The sequence below is a fragment of the Nocardia sp. NPDC004573 genome, assembly GCF_053602135.1.
This window is the reverse complement of record NZ_JBSGDA010000004.1, coordinates 292,445-317,342: the sequence shown is the minus strand read 5'-3', so window position 1 is coordinate 317,342 and position 24,898 is coordinate 292,445. Positions and strand designations below refer to the sequence as shown.

The 24,898-nt window shown below is 66.1% G+C and carries 23 protein-coding genes; 13 read left to right on the top strand and 10 right to left on the bottom strand.

Annotated elements, in window-relative coordinates; translation table 11 throughout:
* The first annotated feature begins 53 nt into the window (after positions 1-53).
* From ACWEKR_RS09100 to ACWEKR_RS09090, 3 genes are all read left to right on the top strand, one after another.
* Complete coding sequence (locus ACWEKR_RS09100) at positions 54-683, top strand: TetR/AcrR family transcriptional regulator (RefSeq protein ID WP_452354023.1); 630 nt, start codon at positions 54-56, stop codon at positions 681-683.
* A 274-nt stretch (positions 684-957) separates the two neighbouring features.
* Complete coding sequence (locus ACWEKR_RS09095; RefSeq protein WP_452354022.1) at positions 958-2,202, top strand: PucR family transcriptional regulator; 1,245 nt, start codon at positions 958-960, stop codon at positions 2,200-2,202.
* 94 nt (positions 2,203-2,296) lie between these two features.
* The gene (locus ACWEKR_RS09090; protein WP_452354021.1) at positions 2,297-3,667 is read left to right on the top strand and encodes an ABC1 kinase family protein; all 1,371 of its coding nucleotides are present in this window, start codon (positions 2,297-2,299) and stop codon (positions 3,665-3,667) included.
* Between the two features lie 31 nt (positions 3,668-3,698).
* Here ACWEKR_RS09090 and ACWEKR_RS09085 read toward each other — a convergent pair whose 3' ends face one another.
* Positions 3,699-6,509 carry a helix-turn-helix transcriptional regulator gene (locus tag ACWEKR_RS09085; RefSeq protein ID WP_452354020.1) on the bottom strand — a complete coding sequence of 937 codons (2,811 nt, stop codon included), beginning with the start codon at positions 6,507-6,509 and terminating at the stop codon, positions 3,699-3,701.
* Between the two features lie 177 nt (positions 6,510-6,686).
* Here ACWEKR_RS09085 and ACWEKR_RS09080 point away from each other — a divergent pair, with 177 nt between their 5' ends.
* Both ACWEKR_RS09080 and ACWEKR_RS09075 read left to right on the top strand, forming a co-directional pair.
* Positions 6,687-7,883 carry a phosphotransferase gene (locus tag ACWEKR_RS09080; protein WP_452354019.1) on the top strand — a complete coding sequence of 399 codons (1,197 nt, stop codon included), beginning with the start codon at positions 6,687-6,689 and terminating at the stop codon, positions 7,881-7,883.
* Between the two features lie 3 nt (positions 7,884-7,886).
* Positions 7,887-8,441, top strand: coding sequence for a threonyl-tRNA synthetase editing domain-containing protein (locus ACWEKR_RS09075; protein ID WP_452354018.1), 555 nt, complete (start codon positions 7,887-7,889; stop codon positions 8,439-8,441).
* Here the strand turns inward: ACWEKR_RS09075 and ACWEKR_RS09070 are convergent.
* Complete coding sequence (locus tag ACWEKR_RS09070) at positions 8,416-8,928, bottom strand: Dps family protein (RefSeq protein ID WP_452354122.1); 513 nt, start codon at positions 8,926-8,928, stop codon at positions 8,416-8,418. The genes ACWEKR_RS09075 and ACWEKR_RS09070 overlap by 26 nt on opposite strands.
* A gap of 858 nt (positions 8,929-9,786) precedes the next feature.
* Between ACWEKR_RS09070 and ACWEKR_RS09065 the strand changes: the two genes are divergently transcribed.
* The 5 genes from ACWEKR_RS09065 (at position 9,787) to ACWEKR_RS09045 (ending at position 13,239) form a co-directional block, all read left to right on the top strand.
* Positions 9,787-10,590 carry an IS5 family transposase gene (locus ACWEKR_RS09065; protein ID WP_452354017.1) on the top strand — a complete coding sequence of 268 codons (804 nt, stop codon included), beginning with the start codon at positions 9,787-9,789 and terminating at the stop codon, positions 10,588-10,590.
* A gap of 328 nt (positions 10,591-10,918) precedes the next feature.
* Positions 10,919-11,227 carry a hypothetical protein gene (locus tag ACWEKR_RS09060; RefSeq protein ID WP_452354016.1) on the top strand — a complete coding sequence of 103 codons (309 nt, stop codon included), beginning with the start codon at positions 10,919-10,921 and terminating at the stop codon, positions 11,225-11,227.
* Complete coding sequence (locus tag ACWEKR_RS09055) at positions 11,227-11,856, top strand: hypothetical protein (RefSeq protein WP_452354015.1); 630 nt, start codon at positions 11,227-11,229, stop codon at positions 11,854-11,856. The genes ACWEKR_RS09060 and ACWEKR_RS09055 overlap by 1 nt, the downstream gene beginning before the upstream one ends.
* Before the next feature lies 1 nt (position 11,857).
* Positions 11,858-12,310, top strand: coding sequence for a hypothetical protein (locus tag ACWEKR_RS09050; RefSeq protein ID WP_452354014.1), 453 nt, complete (start codon positions 11,858-11,860; stop codon positions 12,308-12,310).
* A gap of 572 nt (positions 12,311-12,882) precedes the next feature.
* Complete coding sequence (locus tag ACWEKR_RS09045) at positions 12,883-13,239, top strand: hypothetical protein (RefSeq protein WP_452354013.1); 357 nt, start codon at positions 12,883-12,885, stop codon at positions 13,237-13,239.
* Between the two features lie 546 nt (positions 13,240-13,785).
* Here the strand turns inward: ACWEKR_RS09045 and ACWEKR_RS09040 are convergent.
* The 3 genes from ACWEKR_RS09040 to ACWEKR_RS09030 all read right to left on the bottom strand — a co-directional run bounded on the left by ACWEKR_RS09040 (position 13,786) and on the right by ACWEKR_RS09030 (position 15,957).
* Complete coding sequence (locus ACWEKR_RS09040) at positions 13,786-14,640, bottom strand: IS3 family transposase (protein ID WP_452354121.1); 855 nt, start codon at positions 14,638-14,640, stop codon at positions 13,786-13,788.
* A complete protein-coding gene (locus ACWEKR_RS09035; RefSeq protein WP_452354012.1) occupies positions 14,640-14,951 on the bottom strand; it encodes a transposase in 312 nt (103 codons plus the stop codon). The genes ACWEKR_RS09040 and ACWEKR_RS09035 overlap by 1 nt, the downstream gene beginning before the upstream one ends.
* 190 nt (positions 14,952-15,141) lie before the next feature.
* A complete protein-coding gene (locus ACWEKR_RS09030; RefSeq protein WP_452354011.1) occupies positions 15,142-15,957 on the bottom strand; it encodes a TetR/AcrR family transcriptional regulator C-terminal domain-containing protein in 816 nt (271 codons plus the stop codon).
* Positions 15,958-15,990: 33 nt separating this feature from the next.
* Between ACWEKR_RS09030 and ACWEKR_RS09025 the strand changes: the two genes are divergently transcribed.
* Both ACWEKR_RS09025 and ACWEKR_RS09020 read left to right on the top strand, forming a co-directional pair.
* Complete coding sequence (locus ACWEKR_RS09025; protein ID WP_452354010.1) at positions 15,991-17,694, top strand: right-handed parallel beta-helix repeat-containing protein; 1,704 nt, start codon at positions 15,991-15,993, stop codon at positions 17,692-17,694.
* A 584-nt stretch (positions 17,695-18,278) separates the two neighbouring features.
* Positions 18,279-19,492, top strand: a protein-coding gene (locus ACWEKR_RS09020; protein ID WP_452354009.1) for an IS3 family transposase whose coding sequence is annotated in 2 segments (ribosomal slippage) — positions 18,279-18,510 and positions 18,510-19,492 — 1,215 coding nt in all. Because the reading frame shifts where the segments join, the coding sequence is not laid out codon by codon here.
* Between the two features lie 597 nt (positions 19,493-20,089).
* Here the strand turns inward: ACWEKR_RS09020 and ACWEKR_RS09015 are convergent.
* Genes ACWEKR_RS09015 through ACWEKR_RS09005 form a run of 3 tightly spaced genes read right to left on the bottom strand, consistent with a single transcriptional unit; the run spans position 20,090 to position 22,415 of the window.
* Positions 20,090-20,914 carry a DUF2637 domain-containing protein gene (locus tag ACWEKR_RS09015; RefSeq protein ID WP_452354008.1) on the bottom strand — a complete coding sequence of 275 codons (825 nt, stop codon included), beginning with the start codon at positions 20,912-20,914 and terminating at the stop codon, positions 20,090-20,092.
* Positions 20,911-21,984 carry a tyrosine-type recombinase/integrase gene (locus tag ACWEKR_RS09010; protein ID WP_452354007.1) on the bottom strand — a complete coding sequence of 358 codons (1,074 nt, stop codon included), beginning with the start codon at positions 21,982-21,984 and terminating at the stop codon, positions 20,911-20,913. The genes ACWEKR_RS09015 and ACWEKR_RS09010 overlap by 4 nt, the downstream gene beginning before the upstream one ends.
* Positions 21,984-22,415, bottom strand: coding sequence for a hypothetical protein (locus tag ACWEKR_RS09005; protein ID WP_452354006.1), 432 nt, complete (start codon positions 22,413-22,415; stop codon positions 21,984-21,986). Before ACWEKR_RS09005 ends, ACWEKR_RS09010 begins: the two co-directional genes overlap by 1 nt.
* A gap of 566 nt (positions 22,416-22,981) precedes the next feature.
* Here ACWEKR_RS09005 and ACWEKR_RS09000 point away from each other — a divergent pair.
* The gene (locus tag ACWEKR_RS09000; protein WP_452354005.1) at positions 22,982-23,164 is read left to right on the top strand and encodes a hypothetical protein; all 183 of its coding nucleotides are present in this window, start codon (positions 22,982-22,984) and stop codon (positions 23,162-23,164) included.
* A 74-nt stretch (positions 23,165-23,238) separates the two neighbouring features.
* Here the strand turns inward: ACWEKR_RS09000 and ACWEKR_RS08995 are convergent, their stop codons facing one another.
* Both ACWEKR_RS08995 and ACWEKR_RS08990 read right to left on the bottom strand, forming a co-directional pair.
* Positions 23,239-24,282: a tyrosine-type recombinase/integrase gene (locus ACWEKR_RS08995; RefSeq protein ID WP_452354004.1), complete on the bottom strand. Its 1,044-nt coding sequence runs from the start codon at positions 24,280-24,282 to the stop codon at positions 23,239-23,241.
* Positions 24,279-24,614 carry an AbrB/MazE/SpoVT family DNA-binding domain-containing protein gene (locus ACWEKR_RS08990; RefSeq protein WP_452354003.1) on the bottom strand — a complete coding sequence of 112 codons (336 nt, stop codon included), beginning with the start codon at positions 24,612-24,614 and terminating at the stop codon, positions 24,279-24,281. The genes ACWEKR_RS08995 and ACWEKR_RS08990 overlap by 4 nt, the downstream gene beginning before the upstream one ends.
* Positions 24,615-24,898: the final 284 nt, after the last annotated feature.

Below are 24,898 nucleotides of genomic sequence, written 5' to 3'. Positions count from 1 at the left end.
CGCTCCCGCTAAGATGAGCGACGCTCAGTTTTGGTTGCGGGGCGGGAGGTGTGGTGCCGCCGAAGGCTGTCGGCCAACGTCGTCGTCCGACTCAGGAGCGGGCAAAGGCGACGCGGGAGCACATTCTGGATACGGCCGCGCGGTTGTTCGGGGAGCGCGGTATCGCCGATACCTCGACGAACCGGATCGCGGCGGAGGCCGGTGTCAGCATCGGCACGGTCTACCGGTATTTCGCGGATCGGGCGGTTCTGGTGGACGAGCTGCTCGAGCGGTTGCTCGAAACAGTGGAGCGGCGCTTCACTCAGCGCGTGTTCGATCTGTCGGGCAAACCCGTCCGGCAGATCGTCACCGACATCCTGGAGGTCATCAGCGAGGAGTTGGTCGCCAATGCGAAATTGGTGCGCGCGCTGGTGGCGGGAGTGCAGTTCTACAGCAGCGGGATTCCCGAATTCGAGCCGCGGCTTCGCCTGCTGGTCAAGGTGTTGCTGATCCAGGTGCTCGGCCCGGGTGACGATCACCGCTACGACGTGATGACGTTCGTCATCATCAACACCGGCTTCGCGGCAGTGTTGCGCGCGTCGGCACTCGAGGTCGACAGTGGAGCGCGCAGGGAGGCGATCGAGATGACCGGGCGCATGATCGGGGCATGGATGGAGGCCGAGATGGGCGCCGCGGCCGTATGAATCCCGCACGGCAAAAGTGAGCACCTGACTATGTATGTGGGGGCGGGGAGCTTCCCAAATCGAACACAGGCTCACTAACTTTCCTGGTCAGCACCCATTGCGCCGGACGTCGGAAGGGTGCCCGAAGGGGAGTAGTAGCTGAGTTGCCGTGCGGTTTACCGTTTGTGACGGAGCGGACAGCAGTGGTGCTGCGGACGCTGGAGGTCGGGCGCTTCTCCGTAGCGAGCGGCGAATCCGACGCCACCGTGGCTCGACGGCGACGAGGAGGTCACCCGTGACGATCGGCAGAATCGCCCACTTCGCACCGGATACGGCGCGGCCGGTGCGGTCACCTTTACGCGACACCGACGCATGGACCAGAAAGATCGTCGGACACCTGAAGGATTCCGCCGTGCTACCGGGTGGCCCAGCCGACGCGACGATCCCGGTGGTGGTCCGGATGTGCTTGGAATGGGCGAGTCAGCGGGTGGGCGAGCCGGCCTCGGCCGACCGCACCGAGGGGCTACTGAACGCGGCAGCGGGGTGGGCTCGGCAAGGCATATCCGTCGACGCGATCCTTCATGCGGTTCATGTGGGATTCAAGTTCGGGCTGGAGATGTTGTTCGCCGAGAAGGACGCCGCGAATCGCGTAGACATAGTCTCCGGCACTGCCACCACGCTCGAATTGCTGAGTCTGGTCACCGCGACGATCGGCAAAGCCTATGTGCGGGAATGCAAAGCCGGTGCGGCCGAGGATCGAACCGCGGTACTCACCCTGACCTCCGCGCTGCTGGGCGGCCATGCGACCTCCGCGATGGCGCGCGAATGCGGCGTACCGATCGCGGACACCTACATGGTGCTCGCCGTGGCGGTACCGGCGCATCCCGACGAAAGTCTTCCCCAGCTCGACGGAAAAGTCGTCGCGCGGCGCAAACTTCGCCGCCTGCAGTCCAGTCTCGCCGATCTGTTCGACGGCCAAGCCCTGTCGCTGCTCTCGGTGGACGGAGGAACGATCCTCATTCCCGCCACCCGGTCCGGCGCCCCGGATCTGGACGCCGTGGTCGGCGAACTCTCGCAGGCGGCGCGCGTGCCGATCACCGCCACCGTCGTCCCCGCCGAACCGCACCAGGTCGCCGCCGCCGCTGTGCAAGCCCACGAGTTGCTCGACACGGTCGAGCAACTCGGACGTGGACCGGGCGTGCACAGGTTCACCGAGTTGGCGCTCCAATATCAGCTGACCCGGCCCGGCATCGGACGCGACGCACTCGGCACCCAGCTCGCGCCGCTGATGGATTATCCGGACTTGGTCGAGACGCTGCGGATACACATCGGCAACGAATTGAGTCGCCAGCGCACAGCTCGGCGGCTGAATGTTCATCCGAACACGGTCGATTACCGGCTACGACGAATCGCGGAACTCACCGGCCTCGATCCCTCCGACGCACGAGGACTCTGGTACCTGCACTCGGCACTGATCATCTGGACCAACGGCGGCGCCGAACGGCCGCGAGCCGAGACCCGGCGAATGGCCGCCCCCTGAGGCCCGGCCGCTGTGCAGTCGACAACTGACGCCGGAGTGCGAACAATCTCGGCTCGTGTGACATACGCCGCGGATGCTCATGGAGGTGCATGCGGTGACCGATCGAGTGCCCAAAGGGCGTTTGGCCCGGGGTGGCCGGCTGGGCCGGCTGGCAGCGGGACAAGCCGTCCGTGGCGTCGGAAATCGGTTGTCGATGGTCGGCAGAACCGAGGAAGCCCGCCGGGTACTCGCCGAACGGTCCACCCTGACAACGGCGCAGCAGCTCGTCACGGTGCTCGGCAGTATGAAGGGCGCGGCGATGAAGCTGGGCCAGATGTTGTCGGTGCTGGACGTCGACCTGATCCCGCCGGCGCATCGCGAACTGTTCCGGACCAAGCTCGCCGAATTGTGCGACCGCGCACCGACTGTGCCGTTCGCGGCGATGCTGAAGGTCATCGAGGACGATCTCGGGCCACCGGCGCGAATTTTCGCCGATTTCGACGAGACACCGATCGCGGCGGCGTCGATCGGGCAGGTGTACCGGGCGCGGCTGCGCGACGGACGCGCGGTGGCCGTCAAGGTGCAATACCCGGGCGTGGACGAGGCCATCCACGCGGACATGCGCAATCTGGAAGTGCTCAGCAAGCTGTGGAAATCCATCCTTCCGAGCGCGGCCGACAGCGCCGTGCTGGAGGAGATCGCCCGCAACATCGGAAACGAACTCGACTATCCGCGCGAAGCCAGGACCCAGCACCGGGTGGCTTCGCGCTACCGCGGCCATCCGTTCATCATGGTGCCCGACAGCATCCGAGAGCACTGCACGAGACACGTACTGGTCACGGAGTTCGTCGCGGGCAGACCTTTCCCGCAGATGCAGGCGCTGCCCGAAGTCGAGCGCGATCGGCTCGGGGAGTTGATCTACCGCTTCTACATCAGTTCGCTGTTCTGCGACTACGAGTTCTGCGGTGATCCGCACCCCGGGAACATCCTGCTCGCGGACGACGGCCGGCTGGCATTCGTCGATTTCGGGCTCTACGACCGCATGGATCCCGTGCATGTCGATTTCGAGCGCGCGTGCCTGCGGGCGGCCGGGGAACACCGCGCCGAGGACCTGTACGAGGCGTGGGTGGGACGCGGCATCATCGACCCGGGAGCGGGCGTCAGCACACAGGAATGCCTCGACTACGTGTGGGCCGCCGCGGGCTGGCATCTGCTGGACGAGCAGATCACCATCACTCCCGACGTCGCCACCGGCGCCGTGATCCTCGCGGTCGACCCGCGAGCCGCCGAATTCCGCGGTATGCGGCATCAATCGCTGCCGCCGGAGCACGTCTTCTCCCGCCGCGCGGATTTGTTCACCTTCGCCGTGCTCGGCCGACTGCGAGTGACCAACAACTGGCATCGCCTCGCGCGTGAGTGGCTCTACCACGAGCCCCCGGCAACCGAGATCGGACTGGCGATAGCCGAGTGGCGCGAGCGCCGGTGAACTTCCTTGTCGCCGCAGGCGCACACCACGATCACGGCAGCATCGAATGTGGTCTGACCGCGGCGATCTCGCGCCGCGAGCGTAGGCCGAGTTTGGTCAGGATGCTCGACACATGGGATTGGATCGTGCGGCGCGACAGGAACATCTGCGCTGCGATATCGGAATCGGAGCAGCCCTCGGTCACCAGCGCGGCGACCTTGCGCTCGGTCTGCGTCAGTGCGGTCCAGCCGGTCTTGGGGCGGTTGCGCGGACCGCGCACGCCCAGTCGGATGCCGTGTGGCCGCACGCGTGCGGCCGCACGGGCGCTGTCCCACGACGCGCCCAGACGGCCGTAGATTCCGATCGCCGTGTCCAGCGCGCGGCGCGCCTCGGCCTCTCGCCCCGAAGCGGCGAGCAGCACGGCGGCGTTCTCGTGCGCCTGCGCTTCGTACCAGGGCCACCCGGACCGCTGGAACGCGTCGGCGGCCGCCGCCAGATCTTGCGGATCGGCCGCCGCCAGACCTCGGCAGAGCAGGGCCGTTCCGGTGCGGCCCGCGGTCTGCTGCCGCGCCAGCAACTCGTCCGCGCCGGCGACCACCGTGCGCGCCGCAGCGTCGTCCCCGACCTCCGCGGCCAGCCGAGCGATGTCCGGGAAGATGTGGTGCAGGGTGGACGCGGTCAGGCCGTCGGCAAGCCGCTGATGGGCGTCGAGGAGTAGTTCCAGCGCTCGCTCCGGGCGGCCGCGGGCCTCGTGCGTCAGCGCCTGGACCCAGGGATGCAGCTGGGCGTAGCCGGCGCTGCCCAAGCGGTCGTCCGGCACGGGAATGTCTGCGGGGTCCGGCACGAATGTGCCGCGGTGGATACCGATCAATGCCGCCAGGCAACGCGCGACGGGCGCGTACCCGAGGACGTCGGGGGCTTCCACGCTCGCCGCGCACTCGGCCAGCGCGTCGTCCCAGCGGCCATCGAGCAGGTACAGTCGCGCTTTCGCGAGCAGGTTGGCGGACAGGTAGACGCCGTGCATCCGGCGGTTGTGCCCGATGGCCGTCTGCAGCGTCTGTTCGGCGTCGGCGAGCCGATCGAGTTCGATCAGGCAGTGCGCATACAGCACGTACGGATCGAACTGGTCCGATCCGGTGCCGTCTTCGAAGATTGTGAGGATCCGGGTGCTCAGATCCAGCGCCTCGTCCAGATAGCCCTGCGTGTAGCGCACCGCGCCCAGCGCCATGAGACCGTATCCGGTCGCGAGCGGGTTACCGGTGCTCCGTCCCATCGACACGGCCCGCCGACCGGCCGCCTCCGCCGCCTCGAAACGCTCGAGGAAGAAGTTGTCCAGTCCGCACATGCCCAGGAGCCGCCCCGCGTCCTCGGCGCGGAGATCCATGGTGGACAGCGCCGTCTCCGCGACCGCGACGGCGTCGGCCAACCGGCCCTGGGAATGGCAGGCCTGGACCAGCAGCCAGGTCAGTTCGGCATCGTGGTCGTATTCCGGTCGAGCGCGCAGCGCGGTGCGGACCACGGTTTCGGCCTCGGCGGCGCGGCCGTCCCACAGCAGCGCCCTGGTCCGCCAGCGGATCAGCGCGTTGCGTCCGGCGCCGTCGAGTCCGGTCGCGGCTCGGCTCAGCAGTTGCACCGCCAGCTCGGGCGCCCGCACGATCAGCTCGCCCGCGACGGCCAGCAGCCACTCCGAACTCCTCCGGTCCAGTTCGTGGCCGCTCGCCGACAGGTAGTACGCCACTCGTTCGATCGGCGCGTCGGTCGCTTGCAGGGCCTGCCCGGCCTTGCGCAGCAGATCCGAACGCAGTGAAGCGGGTAACCGGTCTGCCAGCACATCGCGCACGAGGTCGTGGCGAAACACCAGCTCGGAGTTCCTCCGGGTGAGCAGCCCGCCGTCCACCGCCTCGGTGACGGCCCGCCAGACGTCCAGAAGTGGACTGTCCAGCACCGCCGCCAGTTCCCCGACATCGATGACGGGTCCCAGGGCGGCGGCCATCGGCAGCACGTCCCGGGTGCGACCCGACAGCAGCTGCAGCCGCTGGATGATCGCCTCCGGCAGCGAGGCGGACGGGGGTTCACCGGCGTCCGGCACCGCCGGAGCCGCGATTTCGGCGATCACCCCGATCGCCTCCGCACGCAGCAACGCGGCCACCAACTCGGTGATGTGGAGGGGATTTCCGCGCGCGCCGGCCACCATCCGCAGCAGCGCCGGGCCTGGGGAGGCACCGACCAGATGCCCCACGAGCCCAGCCGTGGCCGGCCCGGGCAGCGCGTCCAGCCGGATCATCGGGGCCTGCCGTTCCTCGAGATCGACCCTCAACGCGGCGAACGCCGGGGCCGACGGCAGCGGCCGGGTCGCGAGTACCAGCAAGAGAGGTTGCGCGTCGACGAGGGCACAGAGCCGCCGCAGTACCGCCAGGCTCGACGTGTCCGCCCAATGGATGTCGTCCACGATCAGCGCCACCGGAGCGACCGCACACCAAGCGTCCACGCGATCCACAATGGCTTCGGTGACGGCGAACTCGTGGGTCGCCGCGGCATCGCCCGCACGATCCGCACTGTGCCGCAGCGGGCGACCCGGATCCGGACCGCCGCACGGCGCGGTGCCCTCGACGGCGAGCCAGGAGCGCACCGCGGCGAACGGCACGTCGCGCTGCAATTCCCTGGCGGCGCCGGTGCGCACCCGCAGACCCGCTTCCGCGAAACGGGTCGCGGCTGCCTCGAGCAGTGCCGTCTTCCCGATGCCTGGCTCGCCCTCCACAAGCACCACCGCGCCCTGTCCCACGGCGACTCGGCCGGCCAGTGCCGCCAGGTGCTCGAGCTCGGCGTCTCGACCGAGGAACACTGTGGCGGCGGACTTCTGCATGGGGGTGAGCTTAAGCATGTCCTGGCCGTGAGCGGTGGCGATGCCGGGACGGTACGGATATTCCGTTCCGGTTCGACGGATGTTCTCGGAGTCCGGCTGCCATACCGTCCCGAGGGCGTGCCCGATGACGCTCGGGCGGGCACAGCAGTCGAATCCGGCAAGCAGAGGAGATACGCGTTGGCGTCCACAGCTTCCACTCCGGTACTGGAGATCGTGCGGGGGATCGCCCGCATAGGTGGTCACGTCACCAAGGAGACGCTGACGCGGCGTCGGGCCCGGAGCGCGAGCGATATCCCGGTGACCGCCCGTGAGGTGACCGTCGAATGGCTGACCGCCGTGCTGTGCGCGGACCACCCCGGCGCGGAAGTCGAATCGGTCGAGAACGAGGATGTGAGCGCGGGCACGTCCACCCGCTGGAAGCTCGGCGTGGCCTATAACACCGCGGGCCGCGCGGCGAACCTGCCCGAGCGCTTGTTCGCCAAGACCACCGCGGACTTCAAGCAGCGCCTCACCTTGGACCTCGCCGGAATCCTCGGCGGCGAGCCGGGATTCTTCACCCACCTACGGTCGGCCCTGGACATCGAAGCGCCCCGCGGCTACCACAGCGCCGTCGACTATCGATCGGGCCGGTCGATCTCGTTGCTCGAGGACATCGGCAGCACCAAAGGCGCGCTGTTCTGCACGCCGCAGACGCCGATCGACCATGCCCAGATGGCTGATCTGTTGTGCACGATGGCGACCTGGCACGCCCGCTACTGGAACGACGCCGAATTGGCGCGGCACCGATGGCTGAAGCCGCCGCAGGCGCATTTCGCCAATCTCGACCGGCTGATCGGCATGTCGAAACGCGCGCGGGTGGGAGCCCGGCGGGCCGCGTCGGTGCTGCCGGAAGCACTGGCAGGCGACCACGATCGGTTGTATCGCGCGCTGCGACGATCCCTGGAGATCGCGGGCGCCGGTGCGCAGACCTTCTTGCACGGCGACAGCCATATCGGCAACACCTATATGACTTCCGAAGGCCGGATGGGATTCACCGATTGGCAGGTCGTTCTGCGGGGTAGCTGGGCGTATGACGTCGCCTATGTGGTCAACTCCGGTCTCGCCGTGCCCGACCGGCGGGCCTGGGACCGCGAGCTACTGGCCGTCTATCTCGATCGTCTCGCGGCCTGCGGCGCGCCGGCGCCCGACTTCGACGCGGCGTGGCGGGCCTACCGGCAGCAGGCCATGTACCCGTATTTCATCTGGTTGGCGACCATCGGCCACAGCGCCATCCAGCCGAAGTACCAACCGGACGAGATCAGCCTCGGCATCATCGAGCGCACCGCCAACGCGGTATTGGACCTCGACGCCGTGAATGCACTGGACGAGGGGTAAGCCGTGCAGATCGTCAGCACCCGCTGCCGCACTTTCGAATACACGGTGACGGCGGCGGGCCCGTGCGCGGTCGAATCGGAGTCGGCGGTCGGGGCCCGCCGGTATTTCCACGATTGCCTCCGTGTGACCGTCGGGGTGGATCACGGGGATCTCCCCTTGGCGGGCGCGGCCGTGCAGCTAGTCCGGCGCGTCGTCGACCAGACCCACGCCTGGGGAGTCGTCGTCGACGGCCTCGCCCATCTGTCGTCCGGCGACCTCGCTCGGCCGCCCGAGAAGGTGGATGTCCTCTCGGCACTCGCCGACACAGTCGACGTCCTGGCCGAGTTCGCCGAACGACTGGAGGAACGCGGCGAACGCGTTCACCTGATGCCTTTCGGCTGGCGCAAGGACTGCCGCACCGAGGTGGTGACCGGACCGGGGGCCCGGCAGGTCATCCAGCTTTCGGCGGACGGCGATATCCGCGTGCATCCGGGGTTTCGCGAGATGCGCGCCTCGGCCGGGTGGCGGCGCCGCGTGCGGTGTATGACGGGGCCTAGACCTGGCGGTTTTCCGACTTGATTATCCACGCCAGCTTCTCCAGCGACTCGATGACCTGGTGCAGCAGATCACTGGTGCTCGGGTCCTCGGCGTCCACGTCGTCGTGCACGTCGCGGATGGTATCGATCGCCGCGTAGGTCCGCGTCGTGATCAAATCGACGACGTCGGCGCTGTTCGCCTCTTGGGCGGGGAACGGAGGAAGGCTCGTCGTCGCGGCGATGGTGTCGGACCGCCCGTCGGGCACGAGATCCAGCGCGCGCATCCGCTCGGCGATGGTGTCGCTGCTCTCGCGGGACGCGTCGACGAGTTCGTCGAGCTGCAGATGCAGGTCACGGAAATTGCTTCCGACGACGTTCCAGTGCGCCTGCTTGCCCTGCAAATGCAGTTCGATGAGATCGACGAGCACGCGCTGAAGACTGGCCGCCAGCCGGGGCGAACCGGTGAAATTCCGGACATCGTCGGCGAGCCGACGGTTGGTCCGCTGCCGAGCCTGAGGTGCTGCGGTCATGGTTGCACTCCCTAAGTGCCTGTGAACAAACTGATCGAATAGCGTGTGTGGTGCGTTGATCTGCGGTAATCGTTGCGGGGCTGTTGCGGCGGTTGCTGGCGGTTTATCGTCGGTGTTGGGGGGTGGCGAGTCTGTGGAGGCGGCGATGGTGGCCTGGCGTGAGGAGCTGCTCGGCGCGAGGCGGCGGCGGCCGAGCAGGCCGCTGATCTTCGTCGGCGGATCGGGGAGCTGAGCGAGCAGTTGGATGCTTGCGAGCAGGTGCTGGCGAGGCTGGTGGTCACTCGGGAGACGATGAACGAGATCCTCACCGCCGCTGGCGGTCTGGATTCGGCGCGGATGCCGGAGACCGGCGACGTGGCTGGTGAGGATGCGGACCCTGCGCCGGTGCCGCCTGTTTCGGGTGATGGCGGGTCGCCGGTCGGGTTGGTGCTGGTGCCGCCGCGCAGGGCTGGGGTTGATGCGGCGGCGGTGTTGCCGGGCGACTACTGCGACATTCTGGATGTGCTCGCCCACGCTGGTCAGGGGTTGCGCGCCGGGCAGGTCGCGGCCGAGTTGGGGATCGCGGGGACCGGGCGTTCGAAGGTGGAGGCGTTGCGGTCGAAGCTGAAACGCCTGGTTGCGCGGGGTTGGGCTGCCCAGCAGCCGTCCGGGGGTGTTCACGATCGCCGAATGAGGTTGGCGTAGTGGGTGGTTGACAGACCGGTTGCTGATCGGCCGGTGTGGCTGCCGGGTGGGGGCGGGACCTGGTGGTAGCCACGGGGTCACCACAACTCCGACCCCACCGAGGTCCCGCCCATGTCGTTCTACTCCGCAACCCCTTGCGCTGGCACCGATATCGCCTCAAACGGTTGTGGGTGTGTGGCCTGCCGGTTCGGGCACGGCACCCGCCGTCCGCCGCGACCGCGCCACTACACCTCCGACACCACCGATGCCCAATGGCAGGTCCTGGCACAGGTTTTGCCGTGGCCGACCTGGCTCGACGGCGCCGGGGGCCGGCCCGAGGAGTACTGCCGCCGTCAGATCATCGACGCGATCTTCTACCTGGCCGACAACGGCTGCAAATGGCGTAATTTACCTGCGGATTTCCCGCCTTGGCGCACTGTCTATGCCTTGTTCACCCGTTGGTGGCACAGCGGGGAGGTCACCGCCGTGCACAACGACCTGCGCGAAGCCTTGCGCGAAGCCGATGGCCGCGACCTGGAACCGAGCGCGGCGATCATCGATTCCCAAACCGTGCGCGCCGCCGAAACCGTCGGCGCGGCAACCCGCGGCTTCGATGCCGGCAAGAAGACCAACGGCCGTAAACGCCACGTCATCGTCGACACCCTCGGCCTGCTTCTGGTCGTGCACGTTACCGCCGCCGACACCCAAGACCGAGACGGCGCCCGCACCGCCCTGACCCAGCTGCGCGAGGTGTTCGCCACCATCGCGCTGGTCTGGGCCGACGGTGCCTACGCCGGAAAGCTCCTCGGCTGGGCCCAACAAAAACTCGGGCTCACCCTCACCATCGTCAAACGCAGCGACGACACCTCGGGATTCGTTGTCCTGCCCCGGCGTTGGCTCGTCGAACGCACCCTGGCCTGGATCACCCGACGCCGCCGATGCGTCCGCGACTACGAACGCCTACCCGAACACCACGAAGCCATGGTCTCGCCGCGATGAACAAGGGCGGTAGCTATGTCGGCTACTGACCAGGGGTAATTGTGGCGCCGCCCGGCTGGGCGCCCTGGCGGGGCGCGGCTTCATTTTGGCCTCGCAAAGAAATTCTGGAGATTGATGGAACCGATCCACGACCATCAACGTCAAACCATGGTGACAGCAACAGAATTCGGACTTGGAGCCCAGATGACGATCATCGAGGACACCGTGGTGCGGCCGCTGCCAACCCTGCGTGGCGGCGCTCGTTCGGGGTGCTCGGCGCGGTTGTCTCGGCGGGTTCTGATGACTCTGAGTCCGTGCCCGCACCGGAGCCTCTGATTAGGAACTGAGCATGGAGACGAACGGGGAAGGTTTTCGTTTGCTGGCTGGTGCGCACACTCGAACGAGCCAGCTGCTTTCAGACACTGCTGTAGGGTTGATCAGCGCCGCAGCAGAGTTCGCACCCGCATACGCGGGCGGCGACTACTCGCAGTTCGGTACGCAGATCCGGACGGCGATGGAAGCTACCGGCCAGCAAGTCTCAGGCTGGGCGGTCCGTTTCGAGGAGAGTGCGAGCAGTGTGGCGCTGAGCGCCACTGCCCTCACCCCGGTCGACAGCACCTCAGCCGCCGATATCAACACCGTCGATGGAGCCCGGTAATGCGCCCCCTCACTACTCAGAGCGACACCGACGTCGACCAAATCCTTGCCCAGGTGATGGAAAGGCTGCAGTCCTTCGGTCGGCTCGTGTCGCTGTATCGGGACTGGACTGGGACTTATCCAAACGGAACAAGCCCAGATTCCTTGATCGATGAGCATCAGCAGCAGCAAGGCATGAGTGTGGTCGCGCTCCGCACATACGCCACCACGCTGAGTAACGAGCTGTCGGCAACGCTTATCGACCAAGCTGCGGATCAGCAGACGAAACTAAACCAGCTGCAGTACTTTTGGAGTGGTTCCCCGGCCTCTGCCGCGGCGATGCCGGCACAGTCGAAACTGAGCGATGGCGTGGCCACTGACATCGCAACGCTGTCTGAAACGGCGAAAATCGTTGCCGCTGTGGCAGACACCCCCGAACGCGTCATCTCGGAGAAGGCGTCCACCATCCAGAACGGCCTGACTGATACCGTTGCAGGCTTGTCCGCCGAGCAGATCAGCCAGCTCATCGACTACGCCAGGAACGGTTTCGGCGGGGCGAGTACCGAGCGGGCGGCTGCCATGCTGCGCAGCCATCCTTCCCGAGTACCCGGCCAGCGGGAGTTGACCATGTCTCACCCCATCTACCGGTGATATGGGAAAGGCGGGAGAGTGGCGGCCCGGGGATATCGCCAATGCCATCAGCGCCGCAAGCAAGATCACGGGGAGCCTGCCGGATCTGATCAGGGCCATCGGCACATTGGACGACGACATCGACGATGTTATCAAGGCGGGCGGCGAGGCCATCAAGTCGGGCGGTGAAGGCATCGCAAAAGTGATCGATACGGTCGACAACAATGCTGAGCCTGGTACGGGTACGCCGTCGCCGACGGAGGTTCCGAGTACGGGTACGCCGTCGCCGACCGAGGTCCCAGGCACTCCGACATTGGCGGACCCAACGACCGCCAATCAATCGGCGCATACGTCGTTGATGGGTCTACCACCCGTTGGTCGCCCCACAGACGACAAGGAGCATCGGCCGGAGTCCAGACTCACTCCGACACCGACCGACCCGCGTGAGTCCGTCCAGAACGAGGCACAGCAATGAATTCGGTGTCTAGGCTCGAACATATTGCGAGTCGGCATGATTCGGCAGTTAGACGGGCCAGAGACCAGTTTGAGCGGATGGATCAGCGCGCATCGGAGGCCGCTCGTGAGCTCGCTACGCGAGAATGGCAGCGGCGGCATCGTAGCTCCCGGAGAGACGCGTCACAGCCGCAATCAGCGATGCCGAAACCTGTTGAGCTGCTATATCATCCAGACCTGCTCATTTGGGCCCTCCAGGCGAAGAATCTCAGATGACCAGCAGAACAAAATAATCGAAGAGAGTTCGAAATTGGGTGGAACCGAATCCGAACGCGATGCGTCAAATCATATGGAACAGAACGAATCTCGGAAGGAATCACCAATCGACTCACCCCCCCTGGAAATGGACCACGTAGGCCGCGGAGTCTGGCCAGCACTCAAGGGGGCAACAAAGCCTGGTGTTGGGGAGCTGCAACTCCCCAACACCCGGAGCTGCACACGTATGCAGCCGCAGTAGCAACAACCAATAGATAGGAACTCGCAATAAACCGTATCCGCAAGGCTGTCGCCGCAAGCTCGATTGTACTCGCAGCGATGGCAGGGGTGACGACAAGCATCGGTACGGCGTCGGCCGCTCCGGCCGAGCCTCACGCGACACAGTTCGAGGCCGCACGGGCGCCTATGGGGCCGATGCGCACGGCCGTCCCGGCTGTTCTGCTTGGCGTGGCCGTCAAGTCCTGCGCCCAGGGCGCCTTGGCTGGCGTGGCCGTTGACGTTCTCAAGGACGTTGCCCTCGGAGGAGACCAACCCCAATACGTTGTTGACGCCGTCGTCGGCTGCTTTAGCGGTGCTGGAGTGGGGATGGTTTGGAGTGCGCTGACGCCAGGTCTCAAGAAGAAGGCTATTGCGGCAGTGGTCGCCCTAGTCATCGGCATCTCTCCACTGGACTGAGGTAGCATCCCTACGTGCATCTCGCCGGAGGATGCCTCCCCGGCGAGATGCTGCCCAAATGCGTAGACTTCGAGGGTAGATTGTGCGTCCACTTCTTATGGCTCTGATATACGTACTAATTCTGTTAGTGTCGATCTACGTCGCTTTGAAGGGGTATCGCGGAATTGCCACGAGCGTATCCGAAGGCTACGGCGAATACATCCCAGACCATCTAAAAACTGATCCGGTCCGCAGGAAACAACTGAACAGGATGTTCTTTCACTGGGGCGCCGCTGGCGCTCTACTATGTCTGCCGCCACTGGGTTATCTCGCATACATCCTGGCTGACCCTTTCAGAAATCTACACACCTCCGCTATTGTCCTGCTGGCAGTCTACGGAGTTTCGATTACCATCGTTCCCCTGTATCCGATTGAGAAATTTAGATCTCAGAAATAGATATTCAACATCGAAGTGGCTGGACGCAACTCGACCGCCAAGGGGAGCCCATGACGGGACCCCGGTGATCGGTCCACGTGATCTGGCCCCTGCTCGTCGGTCCGCGCTTACTAGAGTTGAGGGCTTGGTTGGATGTCGAGCCACAGCGTCTCATACTCTGTGGGGCTGAGGTGGCCTAGGTAGGAGTGACGGCGCTCGGTGTTGTAGAAGTTGTCGATCCAGTCGGACATCGCGATGGTCAGCTCGAGGGTTGTCGACCACTTCCTGGTGTTGAGGAGTTCGGTTTGCATCCGTCCCCAGAATGACTCCATCGCTGCGTTGTCGAAGCAATCACCGACAGTTCCGAACGAAGGCAGAATCCTGTGCCGGCGGAGGTTCTCACCGAACGACCACGAGGTGAATTGTGTTCCGTGATCTGCATGCACGATCAGCCCCTCGTTGGTGACGCGTTCTGTCATTGCCATGTTGACGGCGTTGTTGACCAACAGCGTGTCGGCGATGGTGGAAAAGGATCGGCCGACGATCTTCTTGCTGAAGCAGTCCAAAACGGCGCAGCAATAGACTTTTCCGTCCCTTGCGGGATGTTCGGTGATGTCGGTACACCACAGCTCGTTGGGGCGAGCAGCAGTGAAGGACCGGTTCACCAGGTCCGCGGGAGTGCTCACTGCGAGCATCGGGTGGCCACGTCGTTTGCGTCTGGGCAGGCCGAACAGCCCACGCTCGGCCATGATCGAAGCCACCAGCTTGTGGTTGACGATCATCTCGCACTCGGCCAGCAACGCAGCCTTGATCCGGCGTTTGCCGTAGGTTCCACGGGACTGGACATGAATCCGGGAAATCTCATCGGCGACCACGATCCTGCGAATCGTTCTGGTGGACAACGGCTGCCGTCGTTGCCGCAGAAAGGTGGATCTGTGCACTCCAGCGATTCGGCAGGCCGACCGCCCCGAATGTCCGAGCGCGATCAGCCCTTCGACGACCGCGATCCGCCTTTTGGGGACACCACCGCCTGCGCATCGAACAATTCGCAGGCGTCGCGAGTGAGTTTCAATTCGGCTTCCAATGCGGCGATCCGTTTCTTCGCCGAGGCCAGCTCGTCAGCTTCCACGCTCGGAATGCCCTCGCGGACTCCTGCATCGACGAGGACCTGCGCCTTCCACCGGAACAAGGTGGCAGGCGAGATCCCTGTCTCGGCCGCTATCTCGGCGACGGGCTCGCCGGCACGCAGCCGAGCGCACACCTGTCGGCGCATCGCCAGCGGAAAGGATTTCGGCATCGTGACCAGATCATATCGTTCACACGTGTCGCGTTTGGCTGGTCAGCAGGGCTAATCGTTCAGGCTGAGTGGCGCTGGTCTCGCGGATCGAGCGCGATCGCCTGGTGTATCGACGGAGCAGCAAGGTGACCGGTCAGACTGGCACGGTCCGCCTGGAGGACCTGACCGCGCCGGCGTGATGCCGGTGGTGTCAGCGCTTCCGGCTGCGGTAGGCGCGTTGTTGGCAACTTCGCGAGCAGTAGGCGCGCGGACGGCCCGAAGCGGGTTGCTCGATCGGCTCGCCGCACATCGCGCAGGTTTCGTCACGCGTTCCCTCACGCTGTGCGACGCGCAACTCGATGCCGTCGAGCAGTAGCGCCAGACCGAACTCGAACGGGTCCGGCTGCTCGAAACCGCCCGTCTCCCACAGCGCGGTGAGGGTCGGGTAGCGGCTCATCCGCGACCAGAGCCCGTCGCGTGCGCCCCAGAACTCCTCGTCGCTCACCCCGCTGTCCCGCTCGGCGCGCGCCGCCTCGACCAGCGCCAGGGCCTCGGCGTCGAGGAAGCGGCCGAGCAGGCCCGCGGCCGCCACGACCTCCGCCGGCGGCAGGGGCGTGCTCGCCAGGATGCTCAGCAGGTGCTCGTAGTGCGCCAGCGCGTTCGGCCCCGGGAGGTGCCGCGTGCTGCGCTCTTCGGCCAGCCATGGGTGGCGTTTGCGCAGCTCCCAGCCGTGCCGGACGGCCGTCTCCAGGCGCTCACGCCACGGTGCTCCGGTGTCGGCGGGCGCGGGCGCGTCCAGGACGGCGTCGCGCATGAGGTCGACCAGGTGCTCCCGGCTGGGCACGTGCCGGTACAGCGACATCGTGGTGAAGCCCAGGTGCTCGGCGACCTTGCGCATGGACAAGCCCGTCAGGCCCTCCGCGTCGGCGACCTCCACCGCGGCGGCCACCACCCGGTCCGGGCTCAACCCCGGCCGCGCGTCCTCGTCGCGCCACAGCAGTTCGACCCGCTCGTTGTCCTGCGTCACCCGATACCTCCTGTTTATAGTATAAATGTGTTTATGTCATACACAACCGAAGTCCACGTGGCCCTCAACGGCGACGACGACGCCCCCGGCACCCCGGAACGGCCCTTCGCCACGATCGACCGGGCGCGGAGGGCGGCCCGGGAGGCGGTGGGCGACGTGGTCGTCCACGTGCGGGCGGGCACCTACCCCGGCCCGTGGGAGTTCACCAAGGAGGACTCCGCGCGAGAAGGCAGCCGGATCACCTATCAGGCGAACGGGTTCGGTACACCCGCGCAGGACGAGGTGGTGATCGGAGGCGGACGGGTGATCACCGGCTGGCGGGTGGGCGGTGACGGCGTCTGGGTCGTGGACGTCGGCACGCTCGACACCCGCCACCTCACCGTCGATGGTCGGCGCGTCGACCGGGCCGCCATCAACGGGATCCCGGGCGAAGTGAGTGAAAACGAGTGGGGTTACGTCACGAATGCTCGCCTCGACTGGCGAGCGGGCGCCGAGTTCGTCCACCGGGGCGTCTACCCGTGGACCGAGGCCCGGCTCGCGGTCGAGTCGGTCGCGGACGGCACGATCACCATGAAGCAGCCCGCCTTCTCCTGGGCCCGGCAGCTCTACAACTCCTCCTGGGACGGCCAGACCTCCTCCGGCCCCGGCCTGCCGACCCGCGTGGAGAACGACCCGTCCTTCCTCACCGAACCGGGCACGTTCGTCCTGGACCGCTCCCGCCCGGGCGAGCACGTCCTGCACTACCTCCCGCGCCCCGGCGACGACCCCGCCGCCACCCAGGTCGTCGCTCCGGAACGGGACACCCTGCTGGTGGCGACGGGGGCTGGCGGCATCTCCTTCCGCGGCCTGATCTTCGCCGACACCACCTGGCTGCGCCCGACCAGCGACCGGGGTTTCCTGCACTACCACGGCAGCGGCTTCCACGACGGCGGCCGGATCGACACCGTGGTCGTCGTGGAGGGCCAGTCCTGGCTGACCGTCACCGGCGAGCCGGAGACCATCCCGGCGTGCGCGTCCCTGGTCGACACCACCGGCATCCGGTTCGAGGGCTGCCGCTTCACCCGCCTGGGCTCGACCGCGCTCGGCGTCACCGGTGGCGCGGACACCGTGGTGCGCGGGTGCGGGTTCGATACCCTCGCCGCCGGCGCCATCACCCTGACCGGCACCTACCGGGCGGTGGTCGAGGACAACGAGGTCCACCGCGTCGGGCTCGACCACTCGGGCTCACCCGGCATCGCCCTCCTGGCCACGGTGGACTGCACGGTCGCGCACAACCGCGTGGACGACGTCCCGCACTGCGGGATCGTGGGCGGCCCGGCGAAGGGCACGCGCATCCTGCACAACCACGTCACCGGCGCGATGGGCGTGCTGGCCGACGGCGGCGGCATCTATGTGTCTGGGCCGCAGGGCGAATCGCACGAGGACGGGGCGGTGGTGCGCGGCAACGTCGTCACCGACACCCGCACCCCGTACAACTTCGCCCTCTACACCGACTACGGCGCGGCGTGGGTGACGGTGGCGGACAACGTGGTGCGGCGCGCCGACAACACCGCCGTGCTGCACGTCCACCCGCCGCTGGACAACGTGGTCTACCGCGGCAACGTGTGGGACGCCGACCCGGTCGGCAGCGAAGCCGTCCCGGATTCGGTCACCTACGAGGACAACGCGACCCTGACCGACGCGGCCGACCTGGACGCCGCCGAGGCACGCGCGCAAGCCGGACCTCGCCGACGCTGACCACACCGGGCCCGCGGCCCCTCCACGGGGTCGCGGGCCGTCGCGGGTCGCAGTCGGCCTTGTCCATGCGCGCCGCGCGCGTGGAGGTCAGGTGCACGTGGGTGTTCGTCCGGTGCAGAAGCCGGTCCAGGGAAGGCCGGCCGTTGGACCAGGTGCAGGCTCACGCCGGCCGATGTCGCACGGCGGTGGGCCGCGAGCAGCATCGACAACCGTTGACCGCGTTGGTTTCTTCCGGCGTAAGTGTAAACGGTGCCTTCAAGATCGACTCTTCGTGCGCGGTCAACACGAGCCGGTTCGGGCTAATGGGGAATAGCGCTAGCGCTGCGGTGATAAAGCTCGGTCCCGGATAGCGAGCCTGCCCGGCCCGGCTGATTCTCTGTGTTCAACCCGTCAGGCGTGTTCGCCGCTAGCTGCCAATGCCACTGGGCGGATGCGAAAAATCGCTGAGACAGTAGGATTCAGCACCACATCGGGCCTACCGATGAATCGCCCCGGCGTGTCGGGAGACTTCATCTCTTGAGGAGGATGGAGTCGTGTCGTCGAGGAGGAAGTACCCGGCCGAGCTGCGTGAGCGGGCCGTGCGGATGTTTGTCGAGATCCGTGATCAGCATGGCTCGGAGTGGGCGGCGATGCGGGCTGTCGCCGAGTTGTTGGGAGTCGGGCACCCGGAGACGGTCCGTGGGTGGGTGCGTCAGAGTGAGGTCGATGGCGGCGCTCGTCCCGGTGTCACGACTGAGGAGTCTGAGGAGCTGAAGCGGTTGCGCCGGGAGAACGCAGAACTGAAGCGCGCCAACGCAATTCTGAAATCAGCGTCGATTTTCTTCGCGGCCGAACTGGACCGGCCACAGCGCTGACCGTCAGGTATATCAGCGAACACCAGGGCCACCGAGTCGACGGTGGCCTGCGATGGGGTGTCGAGTCGATCTGCGCCACGCTCACCGAGCTCGGCGTCCGGATTGCCCCATCGACGTACTACGCGCACCGCGATCCGAACCCGACCGTTCGGGAGGCCCGCGACGAGGAACTGCGGGTGCACATCCAACGTGTTCACAGCGAGAACTTCGGCATCTACGGCGCCAGAAAGGTCTGGCTTCAACTCAATCGGAAGGGAATCACCGTGGCCCGCTGCACCGTTGAGCGGTTGATGCGGCAGCTCGGATTGCGGGGTGCGGTGCGCGGCAGGGTCAAACGCACCACGATCGCGGATCCGATCCCACCGCGGTCGGCGGATCTGGTGCAACGCAGGTTCACCCCGGCCGCACCGAACAGGCTCTGGGTCGCCGACATGACGTATGTGTCGACGTGGTCGGGCTGGGTGTATGTGGCGTTCGTGATCGACGCCTACGCCCGCCGGATCATCGGCTGGCGCACCGGCACGTCGATGACCACGGCACTGGTGCTCGATGCGATCGAGCATGCGATCTGGACCCGTGAGCGTGCCGGATGGAATGTGAACGATGTTGTGCACCATACGGATAGGGGTTCGCAATACACACCGATTGCGTTCACCGAGCGGCTCGCCGAAGCAGAGATCCAGCCCAGCGTCGGCGCGGTGGGCTCGAGCTTCGACAACGCTCTCGCTGAGACCGTGAACGGCCTTTATAAGACCGAGCTGATCAAGCCCCGCGGCCCGTGGCGCAGCGTCGATCATGTCGAGTTCGCCACCGCCGAATGGGTGGATTGGTTTAATCACCGGCGCCTCTACCAGTACTGCGGGGACGTCCCACCCGCCGAAATGGAAGCCGCCTACTACGCTCAGAACCCAGCCCAGCAACCTGCTGAGCTGTCACACCAATAAGTCTCCGGACTCACCGGGGCGATTCAGACCGGGGAGTCATCAGACGGGCGGAGTTGAAGATCCGAGGCGCGAAAGCAGGATGTCTCGTGCTGGTCGGTCAAGCTATGCCGTTCAATTCGTATCGGCGGAATGGAATGAAATGTAATGAAATTGAGAAGGTGGGGGCGACAGCCTTACCGACGAATGCCCTTGCCCCGGTACCCAGTCCGCTGCCTCACTGCGCTTCGGCATCCTTCAGGACCGCCGTGAGGTGGCATCGACTACCTGTCTGCCCACCTCATCGAGCGCCCCATGTGCGCACGAACGACTACGGCTCGGCGCCAGGTGCAGCCTCATTGCTGTCGCGTGATCCGCATCGGTCAAGCATATGTAGCGCGCGGCAGGCGGCAACATCAACTCCTCGACATAGGAGACAGCCACGCGGGCGGTGCCGTAGGGATTCGGACCCAGCGTGGCTGACCACCGAACTTGCGTTCCCGGGCCGGGACCTGGCCTGGATGCGCAACCTCTGAGCGGTGTCCGCTCGTGCGTGGCGACCCCTGCCACTAGATGGCAGGGGCGCTCACGACATGAGCCATCATGCTCGTCGTCTGGTTTTCACAGGCCGTTTCGCGGGAGCGAAAGGGCTGCGGCTTCGCTGAGTATCCGGCTGATCGTCGACCGGCTCCTGTTCAATTCGTTGGCAATGCGGGTCAGATTCCAACCGTCGCGGTGATGGTGGGCCAAAGCTTTGGCCACGAGTTCGGGATCTCGTCTCCCGGCCGGATCGCGTGCGCACAAACGCGCCGCAACGTCCGCAAAATCTTGGCTTGTGACGTCGGCCAGGTGCGGCGCCGTGAGAACCGGCTCGAGTACATCTGGTGGCGTGTGCACGAGCTCGTCGTCCGCGAACGAAGGATTCGCCTGCGGTACGGAGTCGTCGTTGCGCGGGTCGTCACCGTGCGCACGCTTCTCGCTGAGGGTCGAGTGGGCGAGGGCGAGTAGCGCGACGGTGGATTGGGCCATGGATCCTTCGATGATCAGCGGCCATATCCACGCTTCACTCTGAGGAACTCCGGCGGTGATCGCCAGCGACCGTAGGGCAGTGAAGGAGAGCCAGAACGCACCGGTCGCGATGAGAACCGTCATCGCGGTCGCCACCCACCGTGCGGCGCGGGTCGCAGTGTGCGCACGCGCCAGGACCGTCACCCCGTGCACCGCCGCCAGTAGAGCCAGGGGTGGGATGATCGCGACCGCAGCGGCCACGACGGGCAACGCCGTGTCGTGCAGTAGAGCTTGGGTGGCGTTGCCGGTGATGCTGACCGTGGCCGCAGCGGTGAGCACCGTCCAGAAGAAGCCGTGCGCACGGGACTTCGGTGTGGCTGCCTCCGCTGATGGCGTCCGCGCGATTGCCGTGGGCGGGGCGAGCGCGATCTCGGTCATGAGAGGGTTCCTTCGGTCGCGGGCTCGGCGTGCGGACGGTCCGGCGTGCCGTACGCGGGCACGAGCGGATGCGCTTCGCCGGTCAGCACGGCCACCGCGGCGGCGACCTCGGTGATGTGTGCTTTGACGTAGGTGGCGGTGGTGCCGTTGTTCTTGCTGTGATGTCCGGCGTACTTCTGGGCGACGGCGTAGCTGAAGGTGCGTTCTGCCCAGGTGAGTGTGGTGTGGCGCAGCCAATGCATGCTCACGCCCTGCGTGGCGACCCACGGCAGGGTTTGCCCGATCCGTTTCCAGATGTGGTCGAAACGTCGTGATGTGATGGGCTTTCCGTTGCGGTAGCGCAGCAACTGCCCCGAGCGCGGGCTGTGACGTTCGGCGGCGTGCTCGAGCAGGTGCCGCATCAAAGTGGGCGACACCGGCTGCCAGCGGTCGGTACCGTCCTTCTCCCGCAGATAGACCAGGCACTGATCTGCGTCGAGATCGTGCGGACGCAACGCCAGGGCACCACCACGACGGCAAGCGGTCTCGATGTGCAGGCGCAGGATCAGGGAATCGAGGTCGGGGTCATTGCCGGTGGTCGCGGCGACCGTCCAGATCTCGGCCAACTGATTCGACGGGATCGCATAGCGGTGGGAGGGCTGTCGGGTGGGCATGGTGAGTTTGCGGGCGGGGTTGTCGACGGGCCGGATCCAGCCGGTGTCTTCGGCGTAGCGGTACACGCATCGGGTGGCGCTGATGAAGTGTTCGACCGCGCTGGTGCCGCCGCGGGAGGCGCGGTTGACCCGTGTGTTGGCCTGGATGCCGGCCGCCATCTTTTCGAAGTCGGCTTTGGTCGGCTCGTTGAGGCGGCGCTGGGCCCAGTGGGCGAGCAGGTGCTCGAAATGCGTGTTGTAGGTGCGCAGCGTGCCTTCCGACAGCCGAGCCCGGACCTGGGGGATCACCTCCTCGAAGGTTGGCATCCGCGTGTCGGGAGTCACGAGATCGGCAGGGGCGATGCCCATCTGGGTCAACAGCAACCGTGCGGCGGCTACTGTCTCCGCAGTCGCGGTCGAAGGGGCGAGTGCGGTCATCACGCCCCCGCTTCCAGCAGCCGCAGGCTCGCGGCGCACAACTCCTCGAGCGCGGCGGGCGGATGAATCAGCAGAACACGGCGGCTGCGGTGCCCGATCAGCAGGGTTCGCTGTCCGATCAACAGACCTACCCGGCGCCGCAGCCGGTACGGAACGCGGAAGTACCCGCCCTCGGTCATGGCGATGCCACCCGCGGGAACTGGACGGGCCAGCAGAACTCTGGCATCCGGACGCGTCAGCTCCAGGCGCATGCCCGGAGGCCAGTCCAGCGCGGTGAAGGTGATCTTGTCGAGGATCCGGCCTCCGTCTCCGACGGAGCAGAGCCCGTAGACGAGATCGTCATCGGCGGGACGGACCACGCGGTTCGTGACCAGCGGTCCGTGAACAAGTTCCTGTAACGGCGACTGCGGTGGGATGACCGGTGCGATCACCGCCGACCACCCCTCCCGGCGGCAGTGGCAGCAAACTTTTCGAGGGGGTCACCACTGTCATGAAGTGGCAGATCTGCCACGAATCTATGCAGTTCAGAGCGTGTTTCCACTGGTCGTCCTCCGTGTGTGAGAGTGCACTCCAACACGCGGCACGAAAAGTGTCACGACTGACGGGAATCTGTGCGCGAGAGGGGACTTGAACACGAAGACGGGCCACCAGTGACGGGGATCCGTGCGGAAGACACCTCTAAACTAGATCGCTGATCGGTAACAGTCAACTGTGCCATCCCGCCTCAGTGTGAAAGTGGCAGGAATGACACAAGTTTCGGAACTGGAGCGGATTAGCTATCAGCCTGCTGTTCTCATTCGCTTGCTGTCCTCAGACCTGTGGTCCCTGGGGACGATTCACACCCGGCTGCGGTTTCCGCGACGAACCTGACCGGCAACGACGCTGCCGCAGGGAACGGCGTCGAGTTTCTCGAGGAAGGTGGCGGCGATATGTTCGGCGGCCCCTCTACCGGACAGCCCAGCTACCGGACGATCTCACCGGCCTCGACGTGTTCTCTGTGCTGCAGCGCACTTCGAGGATTTCGACGCACTCCTGGCCGAACTCGTCCTGGACCGGGCGCGGGATCGACGACCGGTCCGCCGCATGTGCGCGGCACGCGGGCACGGGTTCGGTCGTGGGCAATGTCACCGAGGCGCTGGACCAGGTCTTCGGTTCCGTGGCCGGGCCGTCCTGCTCCTGATCACCTTTCGCGACGAGTTACGCGCCCGCCTCCGTGCGCGGTCGGGGGCAACATGAGTGGTCGTGCGAACTCGGTCAGAATATGCCTCTGAATGGCAGGTCGGTCAGTGTGTCGTCGGGTGTGGCGAGTGGGTGTGGTTCGCCAGTGAGTTCGGCGACTGCGGTGGCGATTTCGGTGATGGTTGCTTGGACGTAGGTGAGGGTGGCGCCGTCTTGTCCGGTGGGTTCGGCGTGGGCGGCGAATGCACGGGCGATGGCGTATCCGTAGTGGCGTTCGATCCAGGTGAGGGTGGTGTGGCGTAGCCAGTGGGTGGTGATCTGGTGGGTGGTGATCCAGGGCAGGTGGCGGCCGAGGCGTTCCCAGAGGTGGTCGTAGCGGCGGCGGGTGATTGGGCGCCCATATCGGTATCGCAGAAGTTGCTGGCTGGGGTCGTCTCCACGACTTCTGTGGTGGAGCAGGCGAGTGGTGAGGGTGGGGGATATCGGTTGCCAGTGGATGGTGCCGCCTTTTCCGAACAGTCGTATCTGGGAGTGGTCGGGGTCGATGTCTTCTGGTCGTAGGCGCAGGGCGCTGCCGGTGCGGCAGGCTGTCTCGAGGTGCAGGCGTAGTAGGAGGGTGTCGAGGTCGGGGTCGTCGCCGGTGGTGGCGGCGACGTGGTTGATCTGGGTGAGCTGGCGGGCGGATAGCGCGCGGCGGGAGCTGCGCTGGCGGCGTGGTTTGTCCAGTGCCGCAGCGGGGTTTCGGGAGGCGGGTATGTATTGGCTGGCGACGGCGTGGCGGTAGAGGCGCCGGATCGCGCCGACCATGTGTTCGGCGGCGCTGCGGCCTTCCCGGCTGTTACGGCGCACGATCGCGTGGCGTCGTGTGTGCTCGACGAGTTGCTGGAGTTCCAGGCCGGTGGGGTCGGCGATGCTGCGGTCGGGCCAGCGGCTACTGAGTTTTTGCCAGTAGGGCAGGTAGGTTCGTCGGGCGCCGGCCGGAGCGGCGTCGACTACTTGGGGAACGTACTCACCGAAGGTCGGGATGGTCACGTGGGTAGGCGCGGTCAGCAGATCCTCGGGGCGAACATCCAGGCGCTGCAACAGCAGACGCGCGGCCTCGAGGTCGGCGCTGTTCATGCGGCACCGACTATCTCGGCCACCATGGTGGACAGGGCGTCCTGGACGAGTGGTGCCGGAATGATCGCCAGCAGGCCGTCGGCTGGCAAGGCGAGAACCACGACCGGGTCGCCCGGTCGGAGTCCGGTGGCCCGCAACACTTGGGCGGGAAGCCATATCTGGCCGAGTGCCCCGATCTTGAACCGTGAAGTGCCCGCGTAAGTACCGCGGATGGCTATGACGTGCCCATGTACTGAATAGACGATGGGATGTCCGGGCGGCCAGCCCATCGCAGCGAAACTACGCCGAGCCGACAAACGCGCGCGATCGTTGAGGATCGACACAGCGATCATCGAGATCGTTGACTGCTGCCGAAGAGTTGGTGGCGGCCCCACAGGGGAGGGAAGGGGTAGACCCTGCGAGTGTCGTGCTGTAGGCATGGACTTTCTTCCTTTGTCCAGCCTGCTGATCCTCCAATGCCATGGAACCAGATTTTCAGCGATCACGCCATATCTGGTACTGCGGAGACGAAATGGACCTCGTGCGCTAACGACGATCGTTGCGCGGCTGGATTCGGAAACACTCACCTTGCGTCGCGGAGCGGGTCCGCAAGGTCCACCGACAAGTCCTGCGCCGC

Coding starts and splice junctions, on each gene's coding strand:
- ACWEKR_RS09050 (WP_452354014.1), top strand. CDS start 11,858: ATGGGAAAGGCGGGAGAGTGGCGGCCCGGGGATATCGCCAATGCCATC.
- ACWEKR_RS08995 (WP_452354004.1), bottom strand. CDS start 24,282: ATGAACAGCGCCGACCTCGAGGCCGCGCGTCTGCTGTTGCAGCGCCTG.
- ACWEKR_RS09010 (WP_452354007.1), bottom strand. CDS start 21,984: ATGACCGCACTCGCCCCTTCGACCGCGACTGCGGAGACAGTAGCCGCC.
- ACWEKR_RS08990 (WP_452354003.1), bottom strand. CDS start 24,614: ATGATCGCTGTGTCGATCCTCAACGATCGCGCGCGTTTGTCGGCTCGG.
- ACWEKR_RS09025 (WP_452354010.1), top strand. CDS start 15,991: ATGTCATACACAACCGAAGTCCACGTGGCCCTCAACGGCGACGACGAC.
- ACWEKR_RS09045 (WP_452354013.1), top strand. CDS start 12,883: ATGGCAGGGGTGACGACAAGCATCGGTACGGCGTCGGCCGCTCCGGCC.
- ACWEKR_RS09055 (WP_452354015.1), top strand. CDS start 11,227: ATGCGCCCCCTCACTACTCAGAGCGACACCGACGTCGACCAAATCCTT.
- ACWEKR_RS09070 (WP_452354122.1), bottom strand. CDS start 8,928: ATGACCGCAGCACCTCAGGCTCGGCAGCGGACCAACCGTCGGCTCGCC.
- ACWEKR_RS09035 (WP_452354012.1), bottom strand. CDS start 14,951: ATGCCGAAATCCTTTCCGCTGGCGATGCGCCGACAGGTGTGCGCTCGG.
- ACWEKR_RS09060 (WP_452354016.1), top strand. CDS start 10,919: ATGGAGACGAACGGGGAAGGTTTTCGTTTGCTGGCTGGTGCGCACACT.
- ACWEKR_RS09015 (WP_452354008.1), bottom strand. CDS start 20,914: ATGACCGAGATCGCGCTCGCCCCGCCCACGGCAATCGCGCGGACGCCA.
- ACWEKR_RS09085 (WP_452354020.1), bottom strand. CDS start 6,509: ATGCAGAAGTCCGCCGCCACAGTGTTCCTCGGTCGAGACGCCGAGCTC.